17 protein-coding genes and 1 pseudogene are annotated in these 22,083 nt (G+C 64.4%); 16 read left to right on the plus strand and 2 right to left on the minus strand.

Going from position 1 to position 22,083, the window contains the following annotated elements; all coding sequences use genetic code 11:
* Nucleotides 1–19: 19 nt before the first annotated feature.
* Entirely contained in the window at nucleotides 20–685 is a 666-nt protein-coding gene (tssJ, locus tag LRS03_RS25465; RefSeq protein ID WP_308296470.1) for a type VI secretion system lipoprotein TssJ, read from the minus strand.
* Nucleotides 686–1,012: 327 nt separating this feature from the next.
* On the opposite strand from tssJ, the gene LRS03_RS25470 reads away from it, so the two are divergent.
* The 14 genes and pseudogenes from LRS03_RS25470 (at nucleotide 1,013) to LRS03_RS25535 (ending at nucleotide 18,558) form a co-directional block, all read left to right on the plus strand.
* Nucleotides 1,013–1,558 carry a hypothetical protein gene (locus tag LRS03_RS25470; RefSeq protein ID WP_257829061.1) on the plus strand — a complete coding sequence of 182 codons (546 nt, stop codon included), beginning with the start codon at nucleotides 1,013–1,015 and terminating at the stop codon, nucleotides 1,556–1,558.
* A gap of 27 nt (nucleotides 1,559–1,585) precedes the next feature.
* Entirely contained in the window at nucleotides 1,586–2,101 is a 516-nt protein-coding gene (gene tssB, locus LRS03_RS25475) for a type VI secretion system contractile sheath small subunit (RefSeq protein ID WP_257829062.1), read from the plus strand.
* Between the two features lie 3 nt (nucleotides 2,102–2,104).
* Nucleotides 2,105–3,595, plus strand: coding sequence for a type VI secretion system contractile sheath large subunit (gene tssC / locus LRS03_RS25480; RefSeq protein ID WP_257829063.1), 1,491 nt, complete (start codon nucleotides 2,105–2,107; stop codon nucleotides 3,593–3,595).
* 24 nt (nucleotides 3,596–3,619) lie between these two features.
* On the plus strand, nucleotides 3,620–4,138 hold the full coding sequence (locus LRS03_RS25485; RefSeq protein WP_257829064.1) for an Hcp family type VI secretion system effector: 519 nt from the start codon (nucleotides 3,620–3,622) through the stop codon (nucleotides 4,136–4,138).
* Nucleotides 4,139–4,207: 69 nt separating this feature from the next.
* Nucleotides 4,208–4,681: a type VI secretion system baseplate subunit TssE gene (gene tssE, locus LRS03_RS25490; protein WP_257829065.1), complete on the plus strand. Its 474-nt coding sequence runs from the start codon at nucleotides 4,208–4,210 to the stop codon at nucleotides 4,679–4,681.
* 32 nt (nucleotides 4,682–4,713) lie between these two features.
* A complete protein-coding gene (gene tssF / locus LRS03_RS25495) occupies nucleotides 4,714–6,609 on the plus strand; it encodes a type VI secretion system baseplate subunit TssF (RefSeq protein WP_257829066.1) in 1,896 nt (631 codons plus the stop codon).
* On the plus strand, nucleotides 6,573–7,643 hold the full coding sequence (gene tssG / locus LRS03_RS25500; protein WP_257829067.1) for a type VI secretion system baseplate subunit TssG: 1,071 nt from the start codon (nucleotides 6,573–6,575) through the stop codon (nucleotides 7,641–7,643). The genes tssF and tssG overlap by 37 nt, the downstream gene beginning before the upstream one ends.
* A gap of 44 nt (nucleotides 7,644–7,687) precedes the next feature.
* A complete protein-coding gene (gene tssH / locus LRS03_RS25505; RefSeq protein ID WP_257829069.1) occupies nucleotides 7,688–10,408 on the plus strand; it encodes a type VI secretion system ATPase TssH in 2,721 nt (906 codons plus the stop codon).
* Nucleotides 10,409–10,550: 142 nt separating this feature from the next.
* Nucleotides 10,551–11,615, plus strand: a pseudogene (locus LRS03_RS25510) (type VI secretion system Vgr family protein); the annotation flags it as partial.
* A gap of 130 nt (nucleotides 11,616–11,745) precedes the next feature.
* Nucleotides 11,746–13,449: a type VI secretion system Vgr family protein gene (locus LRS03_RS25515; RefSeq protein WP_257829070.1), complete on the plus strand. Its 1,704-nt coding sequence runs from the start codon at nucleotides 11,746–11,748 to the stop codon at nucleotides 13,447–13,449.
* 3 nt (nucleotides 13,450–13,452) lie between these two features.
* Nucleotides 13,453–14,334 (plus strand): DUF4123 domain-containing protein, encoded by an 882-nt coding sequence (locus LRS03_RS25520; protein WP_257829072.1) that lies wholly within the window; start codon nucleotides 13,453–13,455, stop codon nucleotides 14,332–14,334.
* The gene (locus LRS03_RS25525) at nucleotides 14,331–16,883 is read left to right on the plus strand and encodes a T6SS effector BTH_I2691 family protein (RefSeq protein WP_257829073.1); all 2,553 of its coding nucleotides are present in this window, start codon (nucleotides 14,331–14,333) and stop codon (nucleotides 16,881–16,883) included. Before LRS03_RS25520 ends, LRS03_RS25525 begins: the two co-directional genes overlap by 4 nt.
* 20 nt (nucleotides 16,884–16,903) lie before the next feature.
* Entirely contained in the window at nucleotides 16,904–17,791 is an 888-nt protein-coding gene (locus tag LRS03_RS25530; RefSeq protein ID WP_257829075.1) for a DUF6708 domain-containing protein, read from the plus strand.
* A gap of 122 nt (nucleotides 17,792–17,913) precedes the next feature.
* Nucleotides 17,914–18,558, plus strand: a complete 645-nt coding sequence (locus tag LRS03_RS25535; protein WP_257829079.1) for a CDP-alcohol phosphatidyltransferase family protein — start codon at nucleotides 17,914–17,916, stop codon at nucleotides 18,556–18,558.
* Nucleotides 18,559–18,564: 6 nt separating this feature from the next.
* Here LRS03_RS25535 and bktB read toward each other — a convergent pair whose 3' ends face one another.
* Entirely contained in the window at nucleotides 18,565–19,749 is a 1,185-nt protein-coding gene (gene bktB, locus LRS03_RS25540; RefSeq protein ID WP_257829080.1) for a beta-ketothiolase BktB, read from the minus strand.
* 86 nt (nucleotides 19,750–19,835) lie between these two features.
* Between bktB and LRS03_RS25545 the strand changes: the two genes are divergently transcribed.
* Nucleotides 19,836–20,528 carry an SDR family NAD(P)-dependent oxidoreductase gene (locus tag LRS03_RS25545; protein WP_257829081.1) on the plus strand — a complete coding sequence of 231 codons (693 nt, stop codon included), beginning with the start codon at nucleotides 19,836–19,838 and terminating at the stop codon, nucleotides 20,526–20,528.
* A gap of 3 nt (nucleotides 20,529–20,531) precedes the next feature.
* Nucleotides 20,532–22,007, plus strand: a complete 1,476-nt coding sequence (locus LRS03_RS25550; RefSeq protein WP_257829082.1) for a carboxylesterase/lipase family protein — start codon at nucleotides 20,532–20,534, stop codon at nucleotides 22,005–22,007.
* Nucleotides 22,008–22,083: the final 76 nt, after the last annotated feature.

A 22,083-nucleotide genomic window follows, 5' to 3' on the forward strand; every position in this document is an offset into this window, starting at 1 on the left:
GTTCTACCTTCCGGGCGTGTCAATTGAGGGCGCACATCGAGGTGCTGAGTTTCAAAGCGCTGGTGGGCACACCCACCGGCTGGCCGTTGGCCACGCTCAGTGCGCAGGCATGAGCGCCCAGGACGAGGCCGTCGCCGAGCTGAACGTTTTCGAGTTCGAAGGCATAGCGCCAGCGCTGCGCAGCGGGTGCACGAAACAGCGCGACGACGCCGACGTGCGTGGCCTCGCGTGCCCAGCGCTCGCTGATGCGTTGTTGCTGGCCCGGCAAGAGCACGACCTCCCGGCTTTCGATCAGCTCATCGCCGAGCGTGTCTCTTTCCAGCTTGTTGTTACCGAAGGTTTCTTGCGGTGCGTTGAGGAAGGCGGTCGGGCTACGCAGCTTGTAGACACGCACCACGAGCGAGAGCGAGCGGCCCGCTGCGTCGACGTTGAGCGAGTCGCTTGCCGCGAGCCGCAGTGTCATCGGTCTCGCAGGCTTCGCAGCCTCGGGCAACTCGGGTGTCTTGGGGACTTCTGGCTTCTTGAAGCCGATCGTCTCGAGTGCCTTCTCTCCCATATTGCCGAGACCTTCGCCGAACTTCTGTGCGCCGCCTTGAAGGCTCTCGCAACCTGACAGCGCTACCGCTGCGAAGAGCCACATCACATGCGTGAGATGTCGATGCCGTGATGAGTCTCGCGTGGTCATTTGAGGTCGTCGCAATGCTGCGAGCGCCGCAGTTTAAAGGCGCATACAAGCGGTTGCGCATGCCGCCCCCAAAGAGAGGGATGGTCCGCAAACACCGATCCGGTAACACTGCGTAAGCCTTGCGGACATTGCAGATTTTTGCGATTTAATTCTCGCCAGCAGAAGCTGGGCTCACACCACCTCACGCCAAGCACGCTCGCATTGCGAGCGATCAAGGGAGTAGTTTTCCAAATGTTTTCTGACAGTCGCCTTCAGCGGCCGTTGATGGCTCTTGCCTTCGCAGGCGGCCTCGTGTTTCTCGGTGCTTGTGGCAGCACGCCGGCCCCCGTGAAAGCAGTTCTTCCAGCCGGTTATGCCGACCTGATGGCCTCTGCCGAAGACGCCCATCGCAAGGGCGGTGTGGTGGAGGCGATGGGCTTCTACGAAAAGGCCGCCAAGGCCGACCCCTCCAAGAAGCAGCCGTGGGTGCGCATCGCGCAGGCGCAATTCGACGCACGCAACTACGGCTCGGCCATCACCGCGGCGCAAGAAGTCCTTCTGCGCGACACCAGCGACGTGACGGCCAAGAGCATCATGGCCGTGAGCGGTCTGCGCGTGTCGGCGTATGCACTCGACCAGTTGCGCATGGCCAATGCCGTGGGCGGCAATACGCGTGAAGAGGCCCAGGCACTCGCACGCATCATGCGTGACTCTCTGGGCGAATCGATTCTTCCGCCTGCTGCTCCGGCCACTGCAACTGCGATCGACAAGCCGGCGGCTCCGCGGCCCGCTGCTGTCGCCGCGCCGCAGCCGGTGCGTCGCCCAGCCGCTGCAGCGTCCATCCCTGCAGCCCCCGAACCCAAGCGCAACCCGTTCGATGCCCTCAAGGGTTGAGCGCGCGATTCCCTTCGAGAGGACAACATGGCCAAGAAAGACAGTGTTCAGAAGCGTCTTGAACGCATTCGCCCCCCGCGGGTCCAGCTCTCCTATGACGTCGAGATCGGCGATGCGATCGAAAGCAAGGAACTGCCTTTCGTGATGGGCGTGCTCGGTGATTTCACCGGCCAGCAAGACCCTGACAAGCCGCTGCCCAAGCTGCGCGACCGCAAGTTCGTCAACGTCGACCTCGACAACTTCGACGAAGTGATGGAAGGCATGGCGCCCAAGGCCAGCTATCGCGTGAAGAACCGTCTGAGCCCCGAAGGCGGTGAGTTCGCCGTCAACCTCGACTTCAAGGCACTCGACGACTTCACGCCAGAAGCAGTGGTGCAGCAGGTGGAGCCGCTGCGCAAGCTGCTCGAAGCGCGCACCAAGCTTTCCGATTTGCGCAACAAACTCGCAGGCAACGACAAGCTTGAAGACGTGCTGAGCGATGTGCTCAGCAACACCGAGAAGCTCAAGCAGCTCGGTCAGGAAGCCGGCAAGGATCAGGAGTAAGCCATGAGCGCAGCAGCACAACAAGCCCAGGCACAGGCGGCGGTCGCCGACGCGCCCGGGCTGCTCGACGAGATCGTTTCGCAGAGCAAGGTCGCCAAGACGTCCACCGAGCACAGCCGCGCGAAGGACATCATCGGCGAGCTGGTCAAGGAAGTGCTGCAGGGCACGGTGGTGGTTTCGGAGAACCTCTCCGCCACGCTCGACGCCCGTGTGGCCGAAGTTCTCGATCAGCTCATCTCGGCCCAGCTCAGCGAAGTGATGCACGCTCCCGAGTTCCAGAAGCTCGAATCGTCGTGGCGCGGCCTGCACTACATGTGCAAGCACACCAGCACCGGCGAGCAGATCAAGATCAAGGTGCTCAACGCCACCAAGAAAGAGCTGGTGCGCGACTTCAAGACCGCGATCGACTTCGATCAGAGCGCGCTTTTCAAGAAGGTCTACGAAGAAGAGTTCGGCACCTTCGGCGGCTCGCCGTTCGGTGCGCTGATCGGCGACTTCGACATTGGTCGCCAGGCCGAAGACATGTACTTCGCCGAGCAGATGGCGCACGTGGCTGCGGCTGCTCACGCACCCTTCATCTCGGCAGCCTCGCCCGAACTCTTCGGCCTCGAAACCTACACCGACCTCGGCAAACCCCGCGATCTGGCGAAGGTGTTCGACACCGTCGAATACGCGAAGTGGAAGTCCTTCCGCGAGTCAGAAGATTCCCGCTACGTGGCGCTGACGCTGCCGCGGTTCCTCGGCCGCTTGCCCTTCAACCCGAAGGACGGCCTGACGACCGAAGGCTTCAACTTCGTGGAAGACGTGACCGGCGCTGACCACAGCCGCTACCTTTGGATCAACACTGCCTACGCCTTTGGTGCCCGTTTGACGGCGGCGTTCGAAACCTACGGCTGGTGCGCAGCGATCCGCGGTGTCGAAGGTGGCGGACTGGTGGAAGACCTGCCGACGCACACCTTCAAGACGGATGAAGGCGAAGTGGCGCTCAAGTGCCCCACCGAGATCTCGATCACCGATCGCCGCGAGAAGGAACTGAGCGACCTCGGTTTCATTCCGCTGGTGCACTGCAAGAACACCGACTACGCCGCGTTCTTCGGCGCGCAGTCGGCGCAGAAGCCCAAGAAGTACGACAGCCCTGCGGCCAACGCGAACTCGGTGCTGTCGGCGCAACTGCAATACATGTTCTCTGTGTGCCGCATCGCGCACTACCTGAAGGCGATGATGCGCGACAAGATCGGCAGCTTTGCGTCTGCCGACAACGTCGAGATCTTCCTGAACAAATGGATCCAGCAGTACATCACGACGGATGACATGGCCACGCCGGACGTGAAAGCCCAATTTCCGCTGCGCGAAGCGCGTGTGGAGGTGTCGGAGGTTCCGGGCAAGCCCGGCACCTATCGCGCCGTTTCGTTCATTCGTCCGCACTTCCAGTTGGACGAATTGACAGTGTCCCTGCGTTTGGTTGCGGAGCTTCCGCAATCGGCCAAGGGTTGATCATCTAAAAGGAGCGGATAAGAAATGAAAGACATTTACGTTGACTTCAAGGCGGGCGGCATCAAGGGCGACAGCAAGGACAGCACCCACGCTGGCACGGTGGAAGTCACTTCCTTCAGCCACGAGATCCGTCAGCCGAAATCGGCGACCTCGTCGACCGCCGGTGGCCACACCTCGGAGCGTGTTGAGCACGGTGAGATGATTTTCACCAAGGACATCGACTTCGCCTCGCCGGCGCTGCTGGTGGCTTGTTCGTCGGGCACCGTCATCAAGGACGTGGAAATTCACTTCTATCGCGCCTTCGGTTCCAACACCGCCGGTGGCACCCAGAGCCGCAAGAAGTACTGGGCCATCAAGCTGAAGAACGTGATCGTGGCCTCGGTCTCGAACGTCATCAGCGGCGAGGGCTTGCCCGGCGAGACCTTCAGCCTGAAGTACTCGGCCATCGAATGGAGCTACGACGAAATCAAGGTCGACGGCAGCCAAGGCAACAAGATGACCAAGCAGTGGAACCTGCAGAACAACACCCCGACCTTCGCTTGATGCGAATCGCCGTGTGAAGAGGGCGAGCAATGCTCGCCCTTTTTTGCGCCCGATTTGCCCTGACTCGCCATGCAGCGCTTCACCCCGTCGTTGTTCGAGCGCTTGTTCGAAGAGCCCTCTTCGGCGGGTGCCGACCATCTGCTACGCGGTCTCACCATCGATCAGATGAAGGCCAGCGTGGCGCGTGACCTCGAGGCTTTGCTCAACAGCCGAACAGGTTTGATGGCCGAGATGACAGCAGATTTCCCGCATGCCAGGTCTTCCGTTCTGACGTTCGGCCTGCGCGACTTTGCAGGCATGAGCTTCGAGAGCCCGGCTGACCAGCGCAGCATCTGCGAAGCCATCAGCCAGACGGTCGAACGGCACGAACCGAGGCTGCGCAATGTGGCAGTCGAACTCAACAACCCCGACAAGCATCTGCAACTGCTCAACTTCTCGGTGAAGGCGATGCTCGTGCTCGACCCGGCGTATGAACCGGTCAGCTTCGATGCTTTTCTGCAACCGATGACCCACAAGTACGACGTGGCGTTGTCGAGGCGCTGAACCGCCCGCTCTTCGATATCGCAGGCATTCGCATGGACGAACTTCTCCCGCACTACGAACGAGAACTCGCTTTCCTGCGCGAAGACGTCAAGGGCTTTGCGGCACGCTACCCCAAGGTGGCGGGGCGTCTGCAGCTGGCGAGTGGTATCGCCGAAGATCCGCACGTCGAGCGTTTGATCCAGTCGTTCGCGCTGCTGGCGGCTCGCGTGCACAAGAGGCTCGACGACGATTTCCCGCTCGTCACCGAGTCGTTGCTGGACGTGCTGTACCCGCACTACCTGCGGCCGTTCCCCTCGTGCTCGATCGCGCAGTTCGATCTCGGCTCGGCATCCGGGCAGATGAGTGCTGCGAGCCTCATCCCGCGGGGCACCTTGCTGAACACGCGGCCCGTGCGCGGAGTGGTGTGCAAGTTCAGGACAGCCTACCCGCTCACGCTCGCGCCCGTGCGCGTGAGTGCTGCAAGCTTTCGCAACACCGTGGGGGCGCCCGAAGGCACCCGCGTGCCGCAGACCGCGACATCCGTGCTGTCGATCCAGCTTGAACTCACCTCGCCGCGTGCGGGGTGGGGCGTGCTCGGCGAGCGCCTGCGCGTGTACCTCGACGGCGAACCGTCTCAGGTGAGCGCGTTGCGCGAGGCGCTGTGCGAGAAGGTTGTCGCCGTGATGCTGCAGACCACGCCGCACAGCCCCTGGGTGGCAGGGCCTCGCTCGGCGCGGCCGGCGCTGGTGGGCTTCGCAGACGACGAGGCGCTGATCGACTACGACGAGCGCTCGCACCCGGCATATCGCCTGCTCACCGAATACTTTGCGTTTCCCGACAAGTTCAACTTTGTCGACCTGCCGGTGCCCTTGTCGTCTGTGCCGGGCCTGCCGTTGGACGATGACGAAGGTGCCACCGCGCGGCCGAGCCGCATCACCCTGCACCTCGTGTTCGCCGGCCTGCGCAGCGATTCCGACCAGGCCCGTTTGCTGGAGTCGATCTCGACCGACAGTTTTGCGCTGGGTTGCACGCCGGTCGTCAACCTCTTCAAGCAGAACGCGGATCCCATCCGTGTCACGCATGCGGCGACGCGCTATCCGGTGGTCGTCGACGCACGCAAGGCCTTTGCCTACGAGGTGTATTCGGTCGACCGCGTGTTCCGTGTGAAGCAGACGCCGCACGGCGAGTCGGTCGACGAATTTCGCCCCTTCTTCTCGCTCTACCACGACGACCTGCTCGGCAAGGGCGACGAACTGGGCGAGCGCCCGCCCGGCCGCTACTGGCATGTGCAGCGCGACGAGATGCTGGCCAGCAGCAGCCCGGGCTATGAAGTCGAGATGTCCATCGTCGATGTGGATTTCGAACCGACCGCACCGCAGGTCGACACGCTGTCGCTGCAGGTCACCTCGACCAACCGCGACCTGCCCAGCCAGCTCAGCTTCGGCAGCGCCGGGGGTGACCTCTTCATCGAAGGTGGCAGCGTGGCACGCGAGATCCGCATGTTGCGCAAGCCGACGCCGACGCACCGCCTTGAACGCGGCCGTGGCAGCCTGTGGCGGCTGGTGTCACACCTCTCGCTCAATCACCTCTCGCTCAGCGGCCGCGGCGTCGAGGCGTTGAAGGAAATGCTGCGCCTCTACGACCTGCCGCAAGACGCCGCCAACCGCCGCCAGATCGAGGGCGTGGTGTCGGTCGACTTCGTGCCGGCCATCGCCTGGCTCGCCGGTGAACCCTTTGCCACCTTCGTGCGCGGCACGGAGGTGAAGCTCGTGGTCGATGAAGAGAGCTACGTCGGCACCGGCTTGCACCTCTTTGCCAGCATGCTCGACCGCTTCTTCGGGCTGTACGTCCACATCAACAGCTTCACCAAGCTGACTCTGATTTCGGCGCGGACCCAGCAGCCGCTCATCACATGCCCACCCCGCAACGGCGCGACAGCACTGGTCTGATCGACCAGCTGTTCGAGGACCCGCACCGCTTCGAGTTCTTCCAGGCGGTGCGGTTGCTCGAACGCACGCTGACCGCGCGGCATGGCCCGAGCGCCGATCTGCTGCCGTCGCAGCTGCGTTTTCGCAACTCGTCGTCGCTGGCGTTTCCGGCGAGCGAGATCGAATCGCTGAAGGTGCGCTGGACAGCGCCTGAAGGCAACGCCACCCCCGAGATCGACAGCATCGACATCACCGCAGCCTTCATGGGCCTGCTGGGGGTGTCGGGTGCGCTGCCCTACGTCTACACCGAGCAGATCGCGCAGCGCGAGCTGTACCAGAAAGACTTCGCCGCCCGGAGCTTTCTCGACCTCTTCAGCAACCGTTTGCTGGCGCTCTTCTACAAGGCCTGGAAGAAGAGCCGACTGCAGTTGCAGTACGAGAGCGATCGGCGCAATCGTTTCGCGCCCATGGTGCTTGCCCTGGCCGGCATCGGGCAGGCACCGCTGCACGATCGCCTGCGCCCCGACGCGGGCGGTGTCGACGATGAAGGGCTGGCCTTCTTTGCCGGAGCGCTTCAGCAACGCACGCTGTCGGCTTCCCAGCTGCGGCAGCTGCTCTCGCGCTACCTCAAGGTGCCGGTGCGGCTCGAGCAGTTCTGCGGCCGCTGGTACACGCTGCCTCCGGAAGCGCGCACGGTACTCGGCCTGAGCGGAGGTCAGCTCGGCCGCAACGCCCTGTCAGGCGAGCGTGTCTGGCAACGCGACTTGCGGGTGCGTGTGGTGCTCGGCCCGCTGGACCACCGCATGTTCCTGCGCTTCCTGCCCGGAGCGCCGGGCGCCACCGCGCTGCGCGAGATCCTCACGCTGCTGAGCGGCGTGAGCCTCGAGTACGAGATCAACATCGTGCTGCGCGCCGATGCGGTGCAAAGCGGCACGCTCGGCTCCGACCGCTCGCCGCTGGCCGGGCGCCTGGGCTGGGACACCTACCTGCAGACCCGCCCGTCGACGGTCGACCGGGCGGACGTGCGCTACGACATCCACGCCGCGGCCGCCTGAACGCGCCGACCCCGTCAAACCAACATCGCTGTCATCCATCGCCCATGTCTACCAACCTCAAGACCCTCATCTCCAAGCTGAACGACACCACCCGCCGCGCTGCCGAAAGGGCGGCCAGCCTGTGCATGGCGCGTGGCAACTACGAGGTCGACCTGGAGCATCTGTTTCTTGCGCTCCTCGAAAGCCCCCAGGGTGATCTCGCGCTGCTGTGCAAGCGTTTCGGCATCTCGAGCACCGAGCTGCAGCGCGACCTGGAGAACGAGATCTCCCGCTTCAAGACGGGCAACAGCCGCACGCCGGTCTTCTCGCAACACTTGCCGGTGCTGCTGGAGCATGCGTGGCTGATCGCCTCGCTCGAATCGCACACCAGCCGCATCCGCGGCGCGCACCTGCTGCTCGCGTTGCTGACCGAGCCCAACCTGAGCCAGCTCGCGTTCCGTGGCTCCAAGCTCTTCGTCAAGTTCAAGCTCGACGAGTTGAAGCACAAGCTGGCAGAGCTGACGCAGGGTTCGCAAGAAGCTGCTGAATCCGTGCGCGAAGCCGGTGCCCCGGCGGCCGACAGCGAGGCCGACGCCGCCGAGCAGGCCGCAACCCCTGGCGCGAAGACCCCGGCGCTCGATCAGTTCACCACCAACCTCACCCAGCGTGCGCGCGACGGCAAGGTCGACCCGGTGATCGGCCGCGACCCCGAGATCCGCCAGTGCATCGACATCCTCATGCGGCGCCGCCAGAACAACCCCATCCTCACCGGCGAAGCCGGCGTGGGCAAGACGGCGGTGGTGGAAGGCCTCGCATTGCGCATCGCCCAGGGCGACGTGCCGCCGCCGCTGCAGGGCGTGGAGTTGCACACGCTCGACATGGGTCTCTTGCAGGCTGGCGCCTCGGTGAAGGGCGAGTTTGAGAACCGCCTGAAGAACGTGATCGACGAGGTGAAGAAGAGCTCGCACCCGATCATCCTCTTCATCGACGAAGCGCACACCATGATCGGCGCCGGTGGCCAGGCGGGCCAGAACGATGCGGCCAATCTGCTCAAGCCCGCGCTCGCGCGTGGCGAGCTGCGCACGGTGGCTGCCACCACCTGGGGCGAGTACAAGAAGTACTTCGAGAAAGACGCGGCGCTGGCCCGCCGCTTTCAGGTCGTCAAGGTCGAAGAACCGAGCGAGCCGCTCGCCGCCGCCATGCTGCGCGGCATGGCCCCGCTGATGGAGAAGCACTTCAACGTGCGCCTCTTCGATGAAGCGATCACCGAAGCCGTGCGCCTTTCGGCGCGCTACATCAGCGGCCGCCAGTTGCCCGACAAGGCCATCAGCGTGCTCGACACTGCCTGCGCCAAGGTGGCACTCGGCCAGAACGCCACGCCGTCGATCATCGAAGACACCCAACGCCAGCTCGAAAGGCTGGGCGCCGAACGCGAGGCTTTGCTGCGCGAGCAGGCCGCCGGTGCCGACCACGCCACGCGCCTGGGCGAGCTGAACGACCTGCGCCAGCAGCTCACCGACCAGGCCGGCGCACTCAAGTCACGCTGGGAGCGCGAGAAGGCGCTCGTGGCCGAGATTCGCGAGATGCGCAGCCAGCTCGAAGCCGCACCGGCGCCCGCGCAGCCCGAAGATGCAGCGCCCGAACCCAAGCCCAAGGCGAAGTCGGCGGCGTCCAAGTCTGCGAAGGTGGCAACGCCCGAACAGGCCGCGCTGCAGGCCAAGCTCGCCGAGCTGGAGCAGCTGCAGGGTGAAAGCCCGATGGTGCCGATGCAGGTCGATGGCACCGTCGTCGCCGAGATCGTGGCCGCGTGGACGGGCATTCCGCTCGGCAAGATGGTCAAGGACGAGATCAAGACGGTGCTCGGCCTCTTGCCCACGCTCAAGGAGCGCATCATCGGCCAGGACCATGCGCTCGAAGCCGTGGCCCAGCGGGTGCGCACGGCGCGAGCCAACCTCGAAGACCCCAACAAGCCCAAGGGCGTGTTCATGTTCGTCGGCCCCTCGGGCGTCGGCAAGACCGAGACGGCGCTGGCGCTTGCCGATGTGCTCTACGGCGGCGAGCGCAACATGATCACCATCAACATGAGCGAGTACCAGGAGTCGCACACCGTGAGCGGCTTGAAGGGCTCGCCCCCGGGCTACGTCGGCTACGGCGAAGGTGGCGTGCTCACCGAGGCCGTGCGCCGCCGCCCCTACAGCGTGGTGCTGCTCGATGAAGTCGAGAAGGCCCACCCCGACGTGCTGGAGATGTTCTTCCAGGTCTTCGACAAGGGCGTGATGGACGACGCCGAAGGCCGCGAGATCGACTTCCGCAACGCGGTGATCATCCTCACCAGCAACGTCGGCTCGCAGACCGTGATGCAGGCCTGCCTCAACAAGCCCGCCGAAGAGCTGCCCGACGCCGACACACTGGCGGAGCACCTGCGCCCGCAGCTCTACAAGGCCTTCAAGCCGGCCTTTCTTGGCCGCATGAAGGTGGTGCCGTACTACCCCATCTCCGACGATGTGCTCGAGCAGATCATCCGGCTCAAGCTCGATCGCATCGCCGCTCGGGTGGCGACCAACCACAAGGCGCAGTTCGACTACGACGACAGCCTGGTCGACGCGGTGCTTGCCCGTTGCACCGAGGTCGACACCGGCGCCCGCGCCGTCGACCACATCCTCAACGGCACCCTGCTGCCCGAGATCGCCGAGAGCGTGCTCGCCCGCATGGCGGAAGGGCAGGCCATCAGCCGCATCAAGGTCAGCGCCGGCAAGGACGGCAAGTTCAAGTACAGCGTCAAGTGAGGCTGGTGGTTACCAATGTTTACCTCCATGGGTGTTGCTTCATCCCTCTGAGGGATTGCCTGCATGAGCGGCGCGCAGGGATGATTCACACCCGGCTTACCGCACGTTGACGGCGCCCACGAGCCTGTAGCGCAACTTCCTCATGTCCGCCTTGTCTGCCGTCCAATCTGTGGTGCAAGCCCTGCTCGCAGCGCTGGGGCCCAACCAGAACCAGCGTCTGCTGAGGCTGCACACCCCCCTCGGCCCCAACGTGTTGCTCGCCGAGCGCCTGCTTGGCACCGAGACGATCGGCCCGCGGGCGCCCTGTGTGGCACCGTCGGCTGGCTTCAAGTTCGAAGTGCTGGCGCTCAGCACCAACGCCCACCTGCGACTCAAAGACCTGATCGGCCAGCCGGTGCGCGTGGACCTGCTCACCGGGCAGAGCCTGACGGCACTGCGCCCGTTCCATGGACACGTCACCGCCTTTGCCCTGTTAGGCAGCGACGGTGGCTTGGCGCGCTACAAGCTGACCATTGAGCCGTGGCTGAGCTTTCTGTCGCACCGGCAAGATGCCTGGGTCTTCCAGGACAAGACGGTGATGGAGATCCTCGACGAGGTCTTCGCCGACTACCAGGCCCAAGGCAAGCTCGCGCCCGCGTGGCGCTGGGAGCTGGCCGACACGAGCGTCTATGCCCGGCGCAGCCTGTGCGTGCAGTACCACGAGAGCGACTTGGCCTTCGTGCAGCGCCTGATGGCCGAAGAGGGCCTGTTCTGCTGGTTCGAGCACGAAGCCGCAGACAGCGACGCACTCGGCCAGCACACCCTGGTGATCGCCGACCACAACGGCTGCTTCAAGCCCAACGTGCAGGCGCGTGTGCGCTACACCCAGAGTGCGTCGGCCAGCTTCAAGGAAGACAGCATCACCCGCTTCGACGAAGCGCGGCGCGTCGCGCCCACGCTGCTGTCGGCCGCCAGCTGGGACCACCGCTCCGTCTCGCAGCCTGCGGCTGAGGCGTCCGGCGACGAGCGCGCCAGCGCCGATTCACTCACCTTGGCCCTGCGCGATCAGCCGGGTGCCTATGCCTACGAGACCACCGCGCAGGCCGAGCGGCTGGTGCGTCGCCACATCGAGGCCGTGCAGGCACCGGCGTGGCGCTACCAGGGCGAGGGCGCACTGCGCCAGGCCGCATGCGGCACCACCTTTTCTCTGGCCGAACACCCGAGCGTCGACGCGTCAAGCCAATGGGTGCTGCTCACCGTGCAGCACCGTGCGCGCAACAACATCACGGCCGATCTGTCGACCAGCCTGCAGTCCTTGCTGGGCAAGCTCCCGCCGGCGTTCGATGAGGCCCCCGCCAGTGAAGCCCCCCCGGCGTGCCGAACGCCCCAGTCTCTTCAGAGGCCCGGCCAACCAGACGACCGAGCCCCTCTACCTCGCCCGCTTCTTTGCGCAAGACGCCAGCCTGCCGGTGCGCGGCACTCCCAGCTTGGGCGAACGCGGCGACCTCACCTTTGCGCGCCCCAGGGTCGCCGGCACGCAGACCGCCATCGTCGTGGGCCTCGGCGAACCGGTGCACACCGACCGCGACGGCCGCATCAAGATCCAGTTCCATTGGCAGCGGGGCGCGCAGAGCGCATTGCGGCTCGACCACCCCGCCGGCAGCAACGCCCCGGGCGACGACAGCACCGGCACCTGGGTGCGTGTGGCCCAGCCCTGGGCCGGCGCCAACTGGGGCGGGCACTTCACGCCGCGCCTGGGCCAGGAAGTGCTCGTCAGCTTCATCGAAGACGACATCGACCGCCCGGTCGTGATCGGCAGCGCCTACAACGGCGCGGGCAGCGCCGACGCGCAAGGCAACCAGGTGGGCAACGGCGCCGGCACCTCCACCGGCAATGCAGGCGCGTGGTTCCCCGGCACCCGCAAGGCCGGCGAACTGGAAGGGCACCAGCACCCCCAGGTGATGGCAGGCTTCAAGAGCCAGAGCCTGGACACGAGCGCGAGCGGCACCGGCGGCTACAACCAGCTCGTGTTCGACGACACCCCGTCGCAGGCGCGTGCGCAGCTGTCGAGCACCACGGCCTCGAGCTGGTTGCAGATCGGCCACCTGCTGCAGCAGAACGACAACCAGCGTCTCGCCAAACGCGGACATGGACTGGACCTCAGCACCACGGCATACGGTGCGGTGAGGGCGGGGTCTGGCTTGTACCTGAGCGCACATGCACGAAGCCAAGGCAGCCAAGCCACGGCCCAGCCGGCAGACGCGCGTGCCGCGGTGGCGCAGCTGGAGGCTGCCGCAGAGCTGACCCAGACGCTCAACGACACGGCGCAGAAGCACAACGCCAAGCTGAGCGGCGAGCCGCAGCCGAAGGAGCTGCCCGTCCGCAAGGGCCAGCAGGCGGCGATCGAGAGCCTGGAGGCCGATGACAGCCGAGGTGATGCCGCCGCTGCGGGTGGTGACGGCGAGATCGTCGCCATTCAAGGCGGCGCGGGCAGTGTGAGCGCCTGGTCGCGGCCCGAGCTGCTGGTCAGCGCGCCGGGCGGCGTCGGCGCCGCCACACCGGCCCATGCGGTGTTGAGCGCCGGCACCCACGCCAGCTTCACCGCGGGCCACGACCTCAACCTCGAAAGCCAGCGCAACACGGCGCTGGCGGTGAAGAGCGGCCTGACCTTCTTCACCTATGGCAAGGCGCAGAACGCCGACAAGCCCAATGCCGAGACCGGCATGCAACTGCACGCGGCGAGCGGCAGCGTGAGCGTGCAGGCGCAGGGCAACACGCTGCACCTTACGGCCGACAAGGCGGTGAGCGTAGCCAGTGTGACGAATGCGATCACGATGGGCGCACCCAAGCATGTGCTGCTCACGGCGGGTGGGGCGTCGTTGCGGATCACCACTGGCGGCATCACGCTGACCACCAGCGGAGCGGCGCAGTTCAAGGCGGCGATGAAGGAGTTGACGGGGGCGGCGTCGGCGAGTGCGAGCTTGAGTTTGCCGAAGTCGTCGGAGCTCAAGGGTTGTGCCCAGCGCCAAGTCAAGGGGCTTGATGTCATCACGGATTTTTGATTCGTGCTCGAGTTTGGTCATCAGTTCTTTCATCGCCACGTCCTCGCGCATCCCTACGCGCTGATTGACGCTGCGTGGCGCGATGAGCTTCCTTTGCATTGGAACTGTCTGGCTGTGGCTCCATCGTTCTTGGGCAACGACCTCTCACGCTGTCCGGTACTGATAGACATCAACTCCCTAGCAACCCACGAGGCTGGCGCATTGATGGACAGCCTGAATGTTCAGGTCGCGGCGCGAGAGGACACGGTTTGCAGCCTTCTGCTGCATTCGAAGTCGACTTTGCGAGAGGTGGCCAAACACCTGGGAAGCCGCATAGCCATACATTGGCCCAGCGAAAGTTCTCCGAAGCAGTTTCGCTTCTTCGATCCCGGATCGTTCCTCCAGCTTCCGCAGGTACTGGGCGAAGAGGGAATGTCGTGGCTGTTGGGGCCGATATCCTCGGTCCTCGTACCCTGGGCTGGGCAGTGGACGTTCGCGTCGAACGAGCGCAGCAACGGAGCAGGCTTCCGATTGAACGCCGATCACCGAGAAGCGCTATTGCTGATGGGGGCGGTCAATCGGGTCGCTATGCAGTTGGAGCCACCGGAGTCCGCTGCGGCATGGGTTGACCAAGCCGAACGGATTCGTGGTCATCTGAAACGAGCGCTGTTTCAGTATGGTCTTGTGCAGCAGGACGACCTGGTAGCTTTCGGTTTGCACGCGTGCAAGTGGCATCCGTTTTTTGACAAGCATCCACTGGTCGCCGACTTGATGGTCAAGTTGCGTAACGTTAAGCCTGAGGACGAGCTTGACTATCGTGAATTGACTGCTCGCCTGAATGCTGACGATTGGGCCAAAGTCCAGAGCGAGTTGCCTCCGATCAAACAAGGAAAGAACTTCTCATGAGCGTCGCGCCAAAGATGTGCCCAACTCCTTGTGAGACCTGCGCCAAGGAAGGTCTTCCTTTGCTTCTAACGCGTTATGCGGTCATGCCCGCGGACATCAAGGCACCTGTGCTGGGAGGAAATCTGCTTTCTCCCGTCCTGAACGGAGTGAGGCTTGGAGATTCGGCTCGATACGGTCTGCGTTTGCTGAGGAGTGGCTACGTCTACGTCTTTGACGAAGCGCGTACTCAGTGGGATGAGTACTTCGTGACGGCTGACGGCTTTTTGACCAAGGTGCCTCCTCGCATTAAGGCGCTAAAGGTGCAGCGCAAACCGCAGACGGAATTTCAATGCGCGAGAAATGGCGCTGCTCCTCTGGCGGGCGTCATTACCATTCGCAATCCGCGCCATGCCAAGAACATCTGGATTGGGTTTAGCGACGTAGAGTGGACTGATCAGGTGTTCGCGGATCACCAGTCCCCAGAGCACCGCAAGCAGCACATGTCATGCATCGTCATCACGGGGGGTAAGGTCGCTAATCAGCCGGATACCGCACCGGTGGAAGAGGTGGAGAAGTGGATCACAGAGTTCAAGCTCAGCGGGAGCGTAGAGAAACGGTTCGATGAATGGTGCCCGCATCGATACAACAGCCGCGCCGGAATGGCGGGTGCGGTTGTCCAAGCTGCAAAGAAGATGCTCCCAGACGGAGGGGCGGCGATCGTAGCGTTGCATGACCCTGTTGGGTTGGTGCAAGAGATCGCGTTTTTGATGGAAGTGCGCAAACAGGCCTTCATCCAAGAGGAGCGCCACGTAAAGCCCCGGTTTGCCGCCCACGCGATTGCAAGTCTTGAAGCTGCCGTTCGTAACCAGGCGAGATTGAGCGAAGTCCTCGCGGGGGAAGAACTGGCTCAGCGTGAAGAGAGAGGTCTCCACGCTTGGAATCCCAACATGGCGTTGGCCAACGAAACAGGCGATCCCGTGAAAGCGGAGCAATGGCGGACTCACACTCCACAGTCATTGCAAAGAGTTGCGGACGCAAAGTGGCGGGCTTACACGCATCGCCGCAACGGCGAGATGCGCTTCGACCAGCGTAGCAGTCAGGAGTGGCTCTCCAAGTATCACGAGCAGTTCAGGGCATTTGATAGCGCAAATATCGCGCCGTTGGCAAGAGCACATGCCGAGTGGATGAAGCACCCACGCTTGGCGAGCTGCATGAAGTGCAATTTCGACAGTAAAGACCTCAGTAGTGGCGCTGTTTACACCGCCACGGTGGCGCAGTTGCTCCGGCACACGGCCGACAAGCGGATGAGCTATGAGCTGTATGTGTCTTGGCTCATCAAGGGTGACTTCGCCGCTGGAAATCTTGTGATGCGAGCGCTCGGCTTGAACAATGATGAGTTGATTGCCGCGATCCAGAAGGTGGATTCACCTCCATTGGACGGGCGAGCCTTTCCAACAGACGCTGTGATGGGCGGAATCGCATCGCATCTGGAAAAAGTTTCGGAAGAAGCGAGGAGGGCTCTCGGCGATTTGATGGACGGGTTGAGCGGTGCGGCGACCAAGTACTGGAACGAGTTTCACGAGGGGCGCGTTGGCCACAAGGCCGCGGCGGCGCTAGCCGTTGCAAGTGGCAAGCAGTTCGTTCGCGTACCCGTGGTAGGGACCAAGGGTGACTTCGTGCAGGCGCTGGTGGAGCAACTCTACAAGCTCGATCCGGATCTGAAGGTCAAAACAAATGACTTGTCGAAAGCCGTCGCGGCGCAGCGGAAACTGCTCGAAGTCGAGGGTGTAAAAATGGGCAGCAAGAGTTCCCTGGGCTGGTACGTTGTGTTGGACAAAGACGTCGTGAAAAAAGCGGGGATCTCCGGGTTGAAAGGCCAAGCCTTGGCCGACTACTTGAAGACCGCGATCGTGAGTCCGGCAGCGCTCAAGGAGCTTGAGGTGGCCGGCACTCTGCGGGCCACGACGGCAGGTCGCTTCTCGACTGGAGCGACAGTACTGGGTGGCATCTTGATGGTCTTCAACTACACCAAACTGGTCGAAGACGCCGTCAAGGGCATGAGTCATGAAACGAGCGAAGCCGTTCTCCGGCTACACGCAGGGACTGCTGCCATTGCAGGCTTTGCAATGGAGCAAGTGGCCGCCGGTTTGAAAAAGCTGGGTGATTTCCGGTTGAAGAATGCTCCGGGTTTAACGGCTTGGCGTACTCCTTCCATTCTGCGGATAGGGGGGCGCTTGTTGGGCGCTGGTGCGGGCATATTTGTAGGCTTTCTGGACTTGTCCAAGTGGTGGGATGAACGAAAGCAAGGAAATCCATCGGGTCTCGCGGGTTGGTACTTTGCCTCTGGGGCGCTTGGTGTATCACTGGCCTTCTATGTCCTCTTTGCAGCTGCATTTGGAATTTTCGGCTGGATACTCCTGCTCGGAGTTCTGTTTGTCGCCGCATTTGTGGAGTTAAACAAGGAGAACAAGGTGCAGGAATGGCTGTCTAGGTCTCACTTCGGATTGGGAGCCGACAAATACGCTGACGCAACGTTGCAAGAGGCGCAGTACAACCTGGCCACGGAATGACAACTCTTAGTCCGTATGGGATGTTCGGGTTCAAGGTCAACCGGCCGCTGGACCAGACTGAGAAACGTCACCACTTCGATACTCGTTCGCCCGTAAGCAGTTCACCCCACTATGAACTTGCGCTCATTAAGCTGAACTCCACGTTTGTGGAGAGCGTGGACAAGTGGTATTCCATGCGAGGGTGGGTTGCCATGGGAATGACCATGTTCGGGGGGTTCGCTTTGTTCGCCATGGCGGCACTGTTCTACGTCGAATGGCGATTTGGTGATGACGGGTCGTTTTGGCTTGTCGTGCTGCCAGTGGCCATGCTGGCTGTTGCCGTCTATGCCTTCACGCGCGATGCCTTCACGTATACCCACTATCCCATTCGCTTCAATCGCAAGAACCGGCAGGTCTATGTGTTCCGACGCAACGGCACAGTGCTCAAGGCAGAGTGGGAGCGGATCTATTGGACGATCTACAGCACGGGCTGGGGCGATCTTTGTGTCATGGGCCATTTGCTGGAAAACGACCTGGAGACGGTCAAGGAATCATTTGCTCTGAGCGTGGTGACGGCAGGCGACGTGGGTGTGCAGGACCTGCGCAACCATTTCGAATTCTTCCGCCGTTACATGCAAGATGGGCCCGCGCAGGTTCTGGAAGCGATCAAACCGACGCCGCTGATCATGCTGCCCGGAATCGACAGGCAGAAGGAAAGCTGGGCCTTCGGATGGGAGCGGCTAACGCTGAATATCAACGGGTTCCCTTTGGCTCAGCTTGCTTTTCAGGTGTTTTTTCTGCCCATGAGCCTTTTCCGCTGGATGGTCATGCGCACCAGCAAAATTCCGCAATGGCCGCAATGGGTAGAGGAAGAGTGCGCGATCGCGGCCGACGATCCGTGGGTGAGGGACGGCCGTCATCGGGCGTGAAGCAAGTGCCATCAGGGCAGCACGGCGGCTTGTCCTACACGACCAGAGCCGTCTCTGGCGACAGACAGCGCCCACCACAGCGCTAGCATCCTCGCCTGGGATTCGCATCCGGAGGCAAACTTATGGCCCACCTTGAAAGCGCCGCTCGCCGCGCCCCGCGGCACTTCTCCATGCTGCGCGGCTTCCACCTGGCCGATTTCGTGACGCTGGCCAACGCCGCCTGCGGCACGGCGGCGGTGTTCCTCGCCATGCTGTTCATGGCGTCCCAATCGCTGCAGCATTTCTACGCCGCCGCCGTGATGGCGCCGTTGGCTTTGATGTTTGACGTCCTCGACGGACGCGTCGCCCGCTGGCGGCAGACGCACTCTGCCCTTGGCCGTGAGCTGGACTCCCTCGCCGACATCGTCTCCTTCGGCGTGGCGCCCGCAGCACTGGGTTTCGCCGCCGGCCTGCAAGGCGGATGGGACGTGATCGCGCTCATCTACTTCGTCTGCTGCGGCGTCTCTCGCCTCGCCCGCTACAACGTGACCGCCGAGACACTCTCGGCCGGTGCCGCGAAGGTGCCCTACTTCGAGGGCACGCCGATCCCAACGAGCGTGCTGCTGACCGGGGTGCTCGCCGCAGCGGCCTGGCAGGGCGCGCTGGGCGATTCGCTGTGGGGCGGTGCGTGGGTGCTGGGCCCGTGGGTCCTGCACCCGTTGGCGCTGATGTTCGTGCTGTCGGGCACGCTCATGGTCAGCAAGACGCTGCACATCCCCAAGCTCTGACGACGCTCAGACGCGCTCGAAGATCGCAGCGATTCCCTGTCCACCGCCGATGCACATCGTCACGAGTGCATAGCGGCCCTGGGTGCGCTGCAACTCGTACAGCGCCTTCACGGTGATGATCGCGCCGGTCGCCCCCACCGGGTGGCCGAGCGAGATGCCCGAGCCGTTGGGGTTGACCTTGGCCGGGTCGAGGCCGAGGTCCTTGCTCACCGCGCAGGCTTGTGCCGCGAAGGCTTCGTTGGCCTCGATCACATCGAGGTCGCTCACCTTGAGCCCGGCCTTCTCGAGCACCTTGCGCGTGGCCGGCACTGGGCCGATGCCCATGTAGAGCGGGTCCACGCCCGCGTGCGCATAGGCCACCAGCCGCGCCATTGGCTTGCACCCGCGGCGCTCGGCTTCGGCGCGCTCCATCAGCACGAGCGCGGCGGCGCCGTCGTTCACGCCCGAGGCATTGCCGGCCGTCACCGTGCCGCCATCCTTCTTGAACGCCGGCTTGAGCTTGGCCATGTCGTCGAGCTTGGCGTTGAAGCGCACATGCTCGTCGGTGTCGAAGGTGACCGGGCCCTTGCGGCTCTCTTGCACCACGGGAACGATCTGCTCCTTGAAGTGACCGGCCTCGATGGCTTTCTGCGCGCGGCGGTGGCTTTCGAGCGCAGCCTCGTCTTGCTGGCCGCGGCTGATGTCCCACTTGGCGGCCACGTTCTCGGCGGTGATGCCCATGTGCACGTTGTGGAAGGGGTCGTGCAGTGCGCCGACCATCATGTCGACCATCGACGCATTGCCCATGCGCGCACCCCAGCGTGCCTGCGGCAGCGAATACGGGCCGCGGCTCATGCTCTCGGCACCGCCGGCAACGGCGATCTCGGCATCGCCGAGCAGGATGCTCTGCGCTGCGCTCACCACGGCCTGCAGGCCCGAGCCGCAGAGGCGGTTGACGGTGAGGGCAGGGGTGTCGTGGCCGATGCCGCCGTCGACCGCCGCCACGCGGGCGAGGTACATGTCGCGCGGCTCGGTGTTGATGACGTGGCCGAAGACCACGTGGCCCACGTCCTTGCCGTCGACCTTGGCGCGGGCCAGCGCCTCGCGCGTGACGGTGGCGCCCAGCTGGGTGGGTGGCACGTCTTTCAGCGCGCCGCCGAATGTTCCGATGGCGGTGCGCACACCGCTCACGACCACGACTTCTCTTTTCATGATGAGCCTCGATAGGGTTACAAGGGAGAAGCCGCATTGTGAACACTCCGACAATGCACCTCGTCCATTCAACCCATCGAACGACCATGAGCGAACCTTGCATCGTGATCACCGGCGCCGCGGGCGCTCTGGGCCAGGCGGTGGCGCAGCACTTCCTGGCGGCTGGCCACAAGCTGGCCTTGCTCGACCACGACGAGCAGCGCCTGCGCACCGTCTTCGGCACGCCGCCCCGCACGGTGCTGCACGCGGCCGATGTGACCTCGCCCGACCGGATCGGCGCCGTGATCGCGCAGGTGCTGCAGGCCCATGGCCGCATCGACGCGCTGGTGCACGTGGCCGGCGGCTTCGAGATGGGCGAAGGCGTGCACCAGATCACCCGCGCGTCGTGGGAGCGCATGATGAACCTCAACGCATGGTCGTTCGTGGCCCTCGCGCAGGCGGTGGTGCCGGTGATGCTGCGCCAGGGCGGCGGGCGCATCGTGGCGGTGTCGGCCGCGGCGGCGAGCGAAGGGCAGGCGCTGAAAGGCGCGTATGCCGCGTCCAAGAGCGCGCTGCAGCGTCTGGTGGAGTCGCTGTCGCACGAGCTGCGCGCCCAGGGCATCGCGGTCAACAGCGTGGCGCCGACCACGCTCGACACCCCTGCCAACCGCGCCGCCATGCCCGATGCTGACCGCTCGGCGTGGGTGCCGCTCGACGTGGCGGCCCGGGCGATCGCCTTCCTCGCCACACCCGAGGGCGGCGCCGTGCACGGGCAGCACGTCCAGCTCGGCAGCGCCTGAGCCATGTCCCACCCCTCGACTCGTGTGCGCACCTCGCTCGGCGAGCTGCAGGGCCTGCACGACGGTGGCGTCAGCGCATGGCTGGGTGTGCCCTATGCGCAGCCGCCCATCGGTGCGCAGCGGTTCATGCCGGCCTCCCCGGTGGCGCCATGGGGCGGCGTGCGCGATGCCACACGCTTCGGCGCCGCCTGCCCGCAAAAGGTGATGGGCAGCATGAAGTCGCTCGGGCCCGCACTCGACGAAGACTGCCTCACCCTCAACATCTGGAGCCCCGCGGCCGATGGCAAGAAGCGCCCGGTGATGGTGTGGATCCATGGCGGGGCCTTCCGGCTCGGCAGCGCGCGGGCCTACACCGGTGCCCACCTTGCGGCCCAGGGCGACATCGTCGTCGTGGCCATCAACTACCGCCTCGGCATCTTCGGTTTCGTCAACTTCGGCGAGGCGCTGGGCGACAAGCGCATCGCCAGCAACCTGGGCCTGCGCGACCAGGTGCTCGCGCTGCAATGGGTGCGCGAGCACATCGCGGCCTTCGGCGGCGACCCCGACCAGGTGACCATCGCCGGCGAATCGGCCGGCTCGATGTCGGTCTCGCTGCTGATGCATGCGCACGAGGCGCGGCCGCTCTTTCACCGCGCCATCATGCAAAGCGGTGCCTTGAGCCTGATCCACGATCGCGAAACGAGCCTCCAGGTGGCGCGCCTGTACCTCGATCACCTCGGCGTGAAGACACTCGCCGAGCTGCAGGTCTTGCCGGTGCCGGCGCTGCAGGCGGCGCAGGAGGCGGTGCATCGGCAGGTGCCGCAGACCGTCCCGGCGGCGCCGTGGTTCGATGGATCGTGGTTGCCGGCCTCGCTTGCCGATGCCCGCAGCGCATCCACGGCGCAGGTGCCGCTGCTGGCCGGCTACAACCGCGACGAGATCCGCTTCTTCGAGCTGTGGCGCGGCGTGGCCGACGTGTTCCTGTCGCGCGAGCGCATGGCGGCCGTGCTGCAGCGCCAGCATGGCGACGGCTTCGCGGCGCAGGTGCTCGCGGCCTACCCGGAATCCACCGACGGGCGCCGCCGCCTGGGCACGCACATGAGCTTTGCAATGCCCACGCTGCACTTCGCCGAACGCCACGCCACCCGGCATCCCACCTGGTTCTACCGCTTCGACCACGGTCACCCGTTGCTCGGTGCCGCGCACGCGATCGAGCTGTTCTACCTGTGGGACATGAAAGGCCTGCTGCCGCTGATGTTGCGCGGCGGTCCGCTGTGGGGCAGCCGCCGTGCGCTGGCCCATCGCCTGCGTCGCCACTGGATCCACTTCGTGCGCGAAGGTCGCCCGGGCGACGACTGGCAGCCATTCGACGCCTCGCGCCGCGCCACGCTGCTGTTCGGTCACCGCGACCGCATGGTCGACGACCCGGAGGGCGCCGCCCGCGCGGCATGGGCGGCGCAAGACAGCGCGCCCGGCATGGCGAGCCTCGGACCAGGCTGACGGCACGCCGTTTGCCGGGGAAGGGCATCGCCCCTCTGGGCACAGCGGAAACCGGGCCTCCCTGGGGGGCACCAAC

This window comes from Rhizobacter sp. J219, from assembly GCF_024700055.1.
Classification (GTDB): Bacteria; Pseudomonadota; Gammaproteobacteria; order Burkholderiales; family Burkholderiaceae_C; genus Rhizobacter.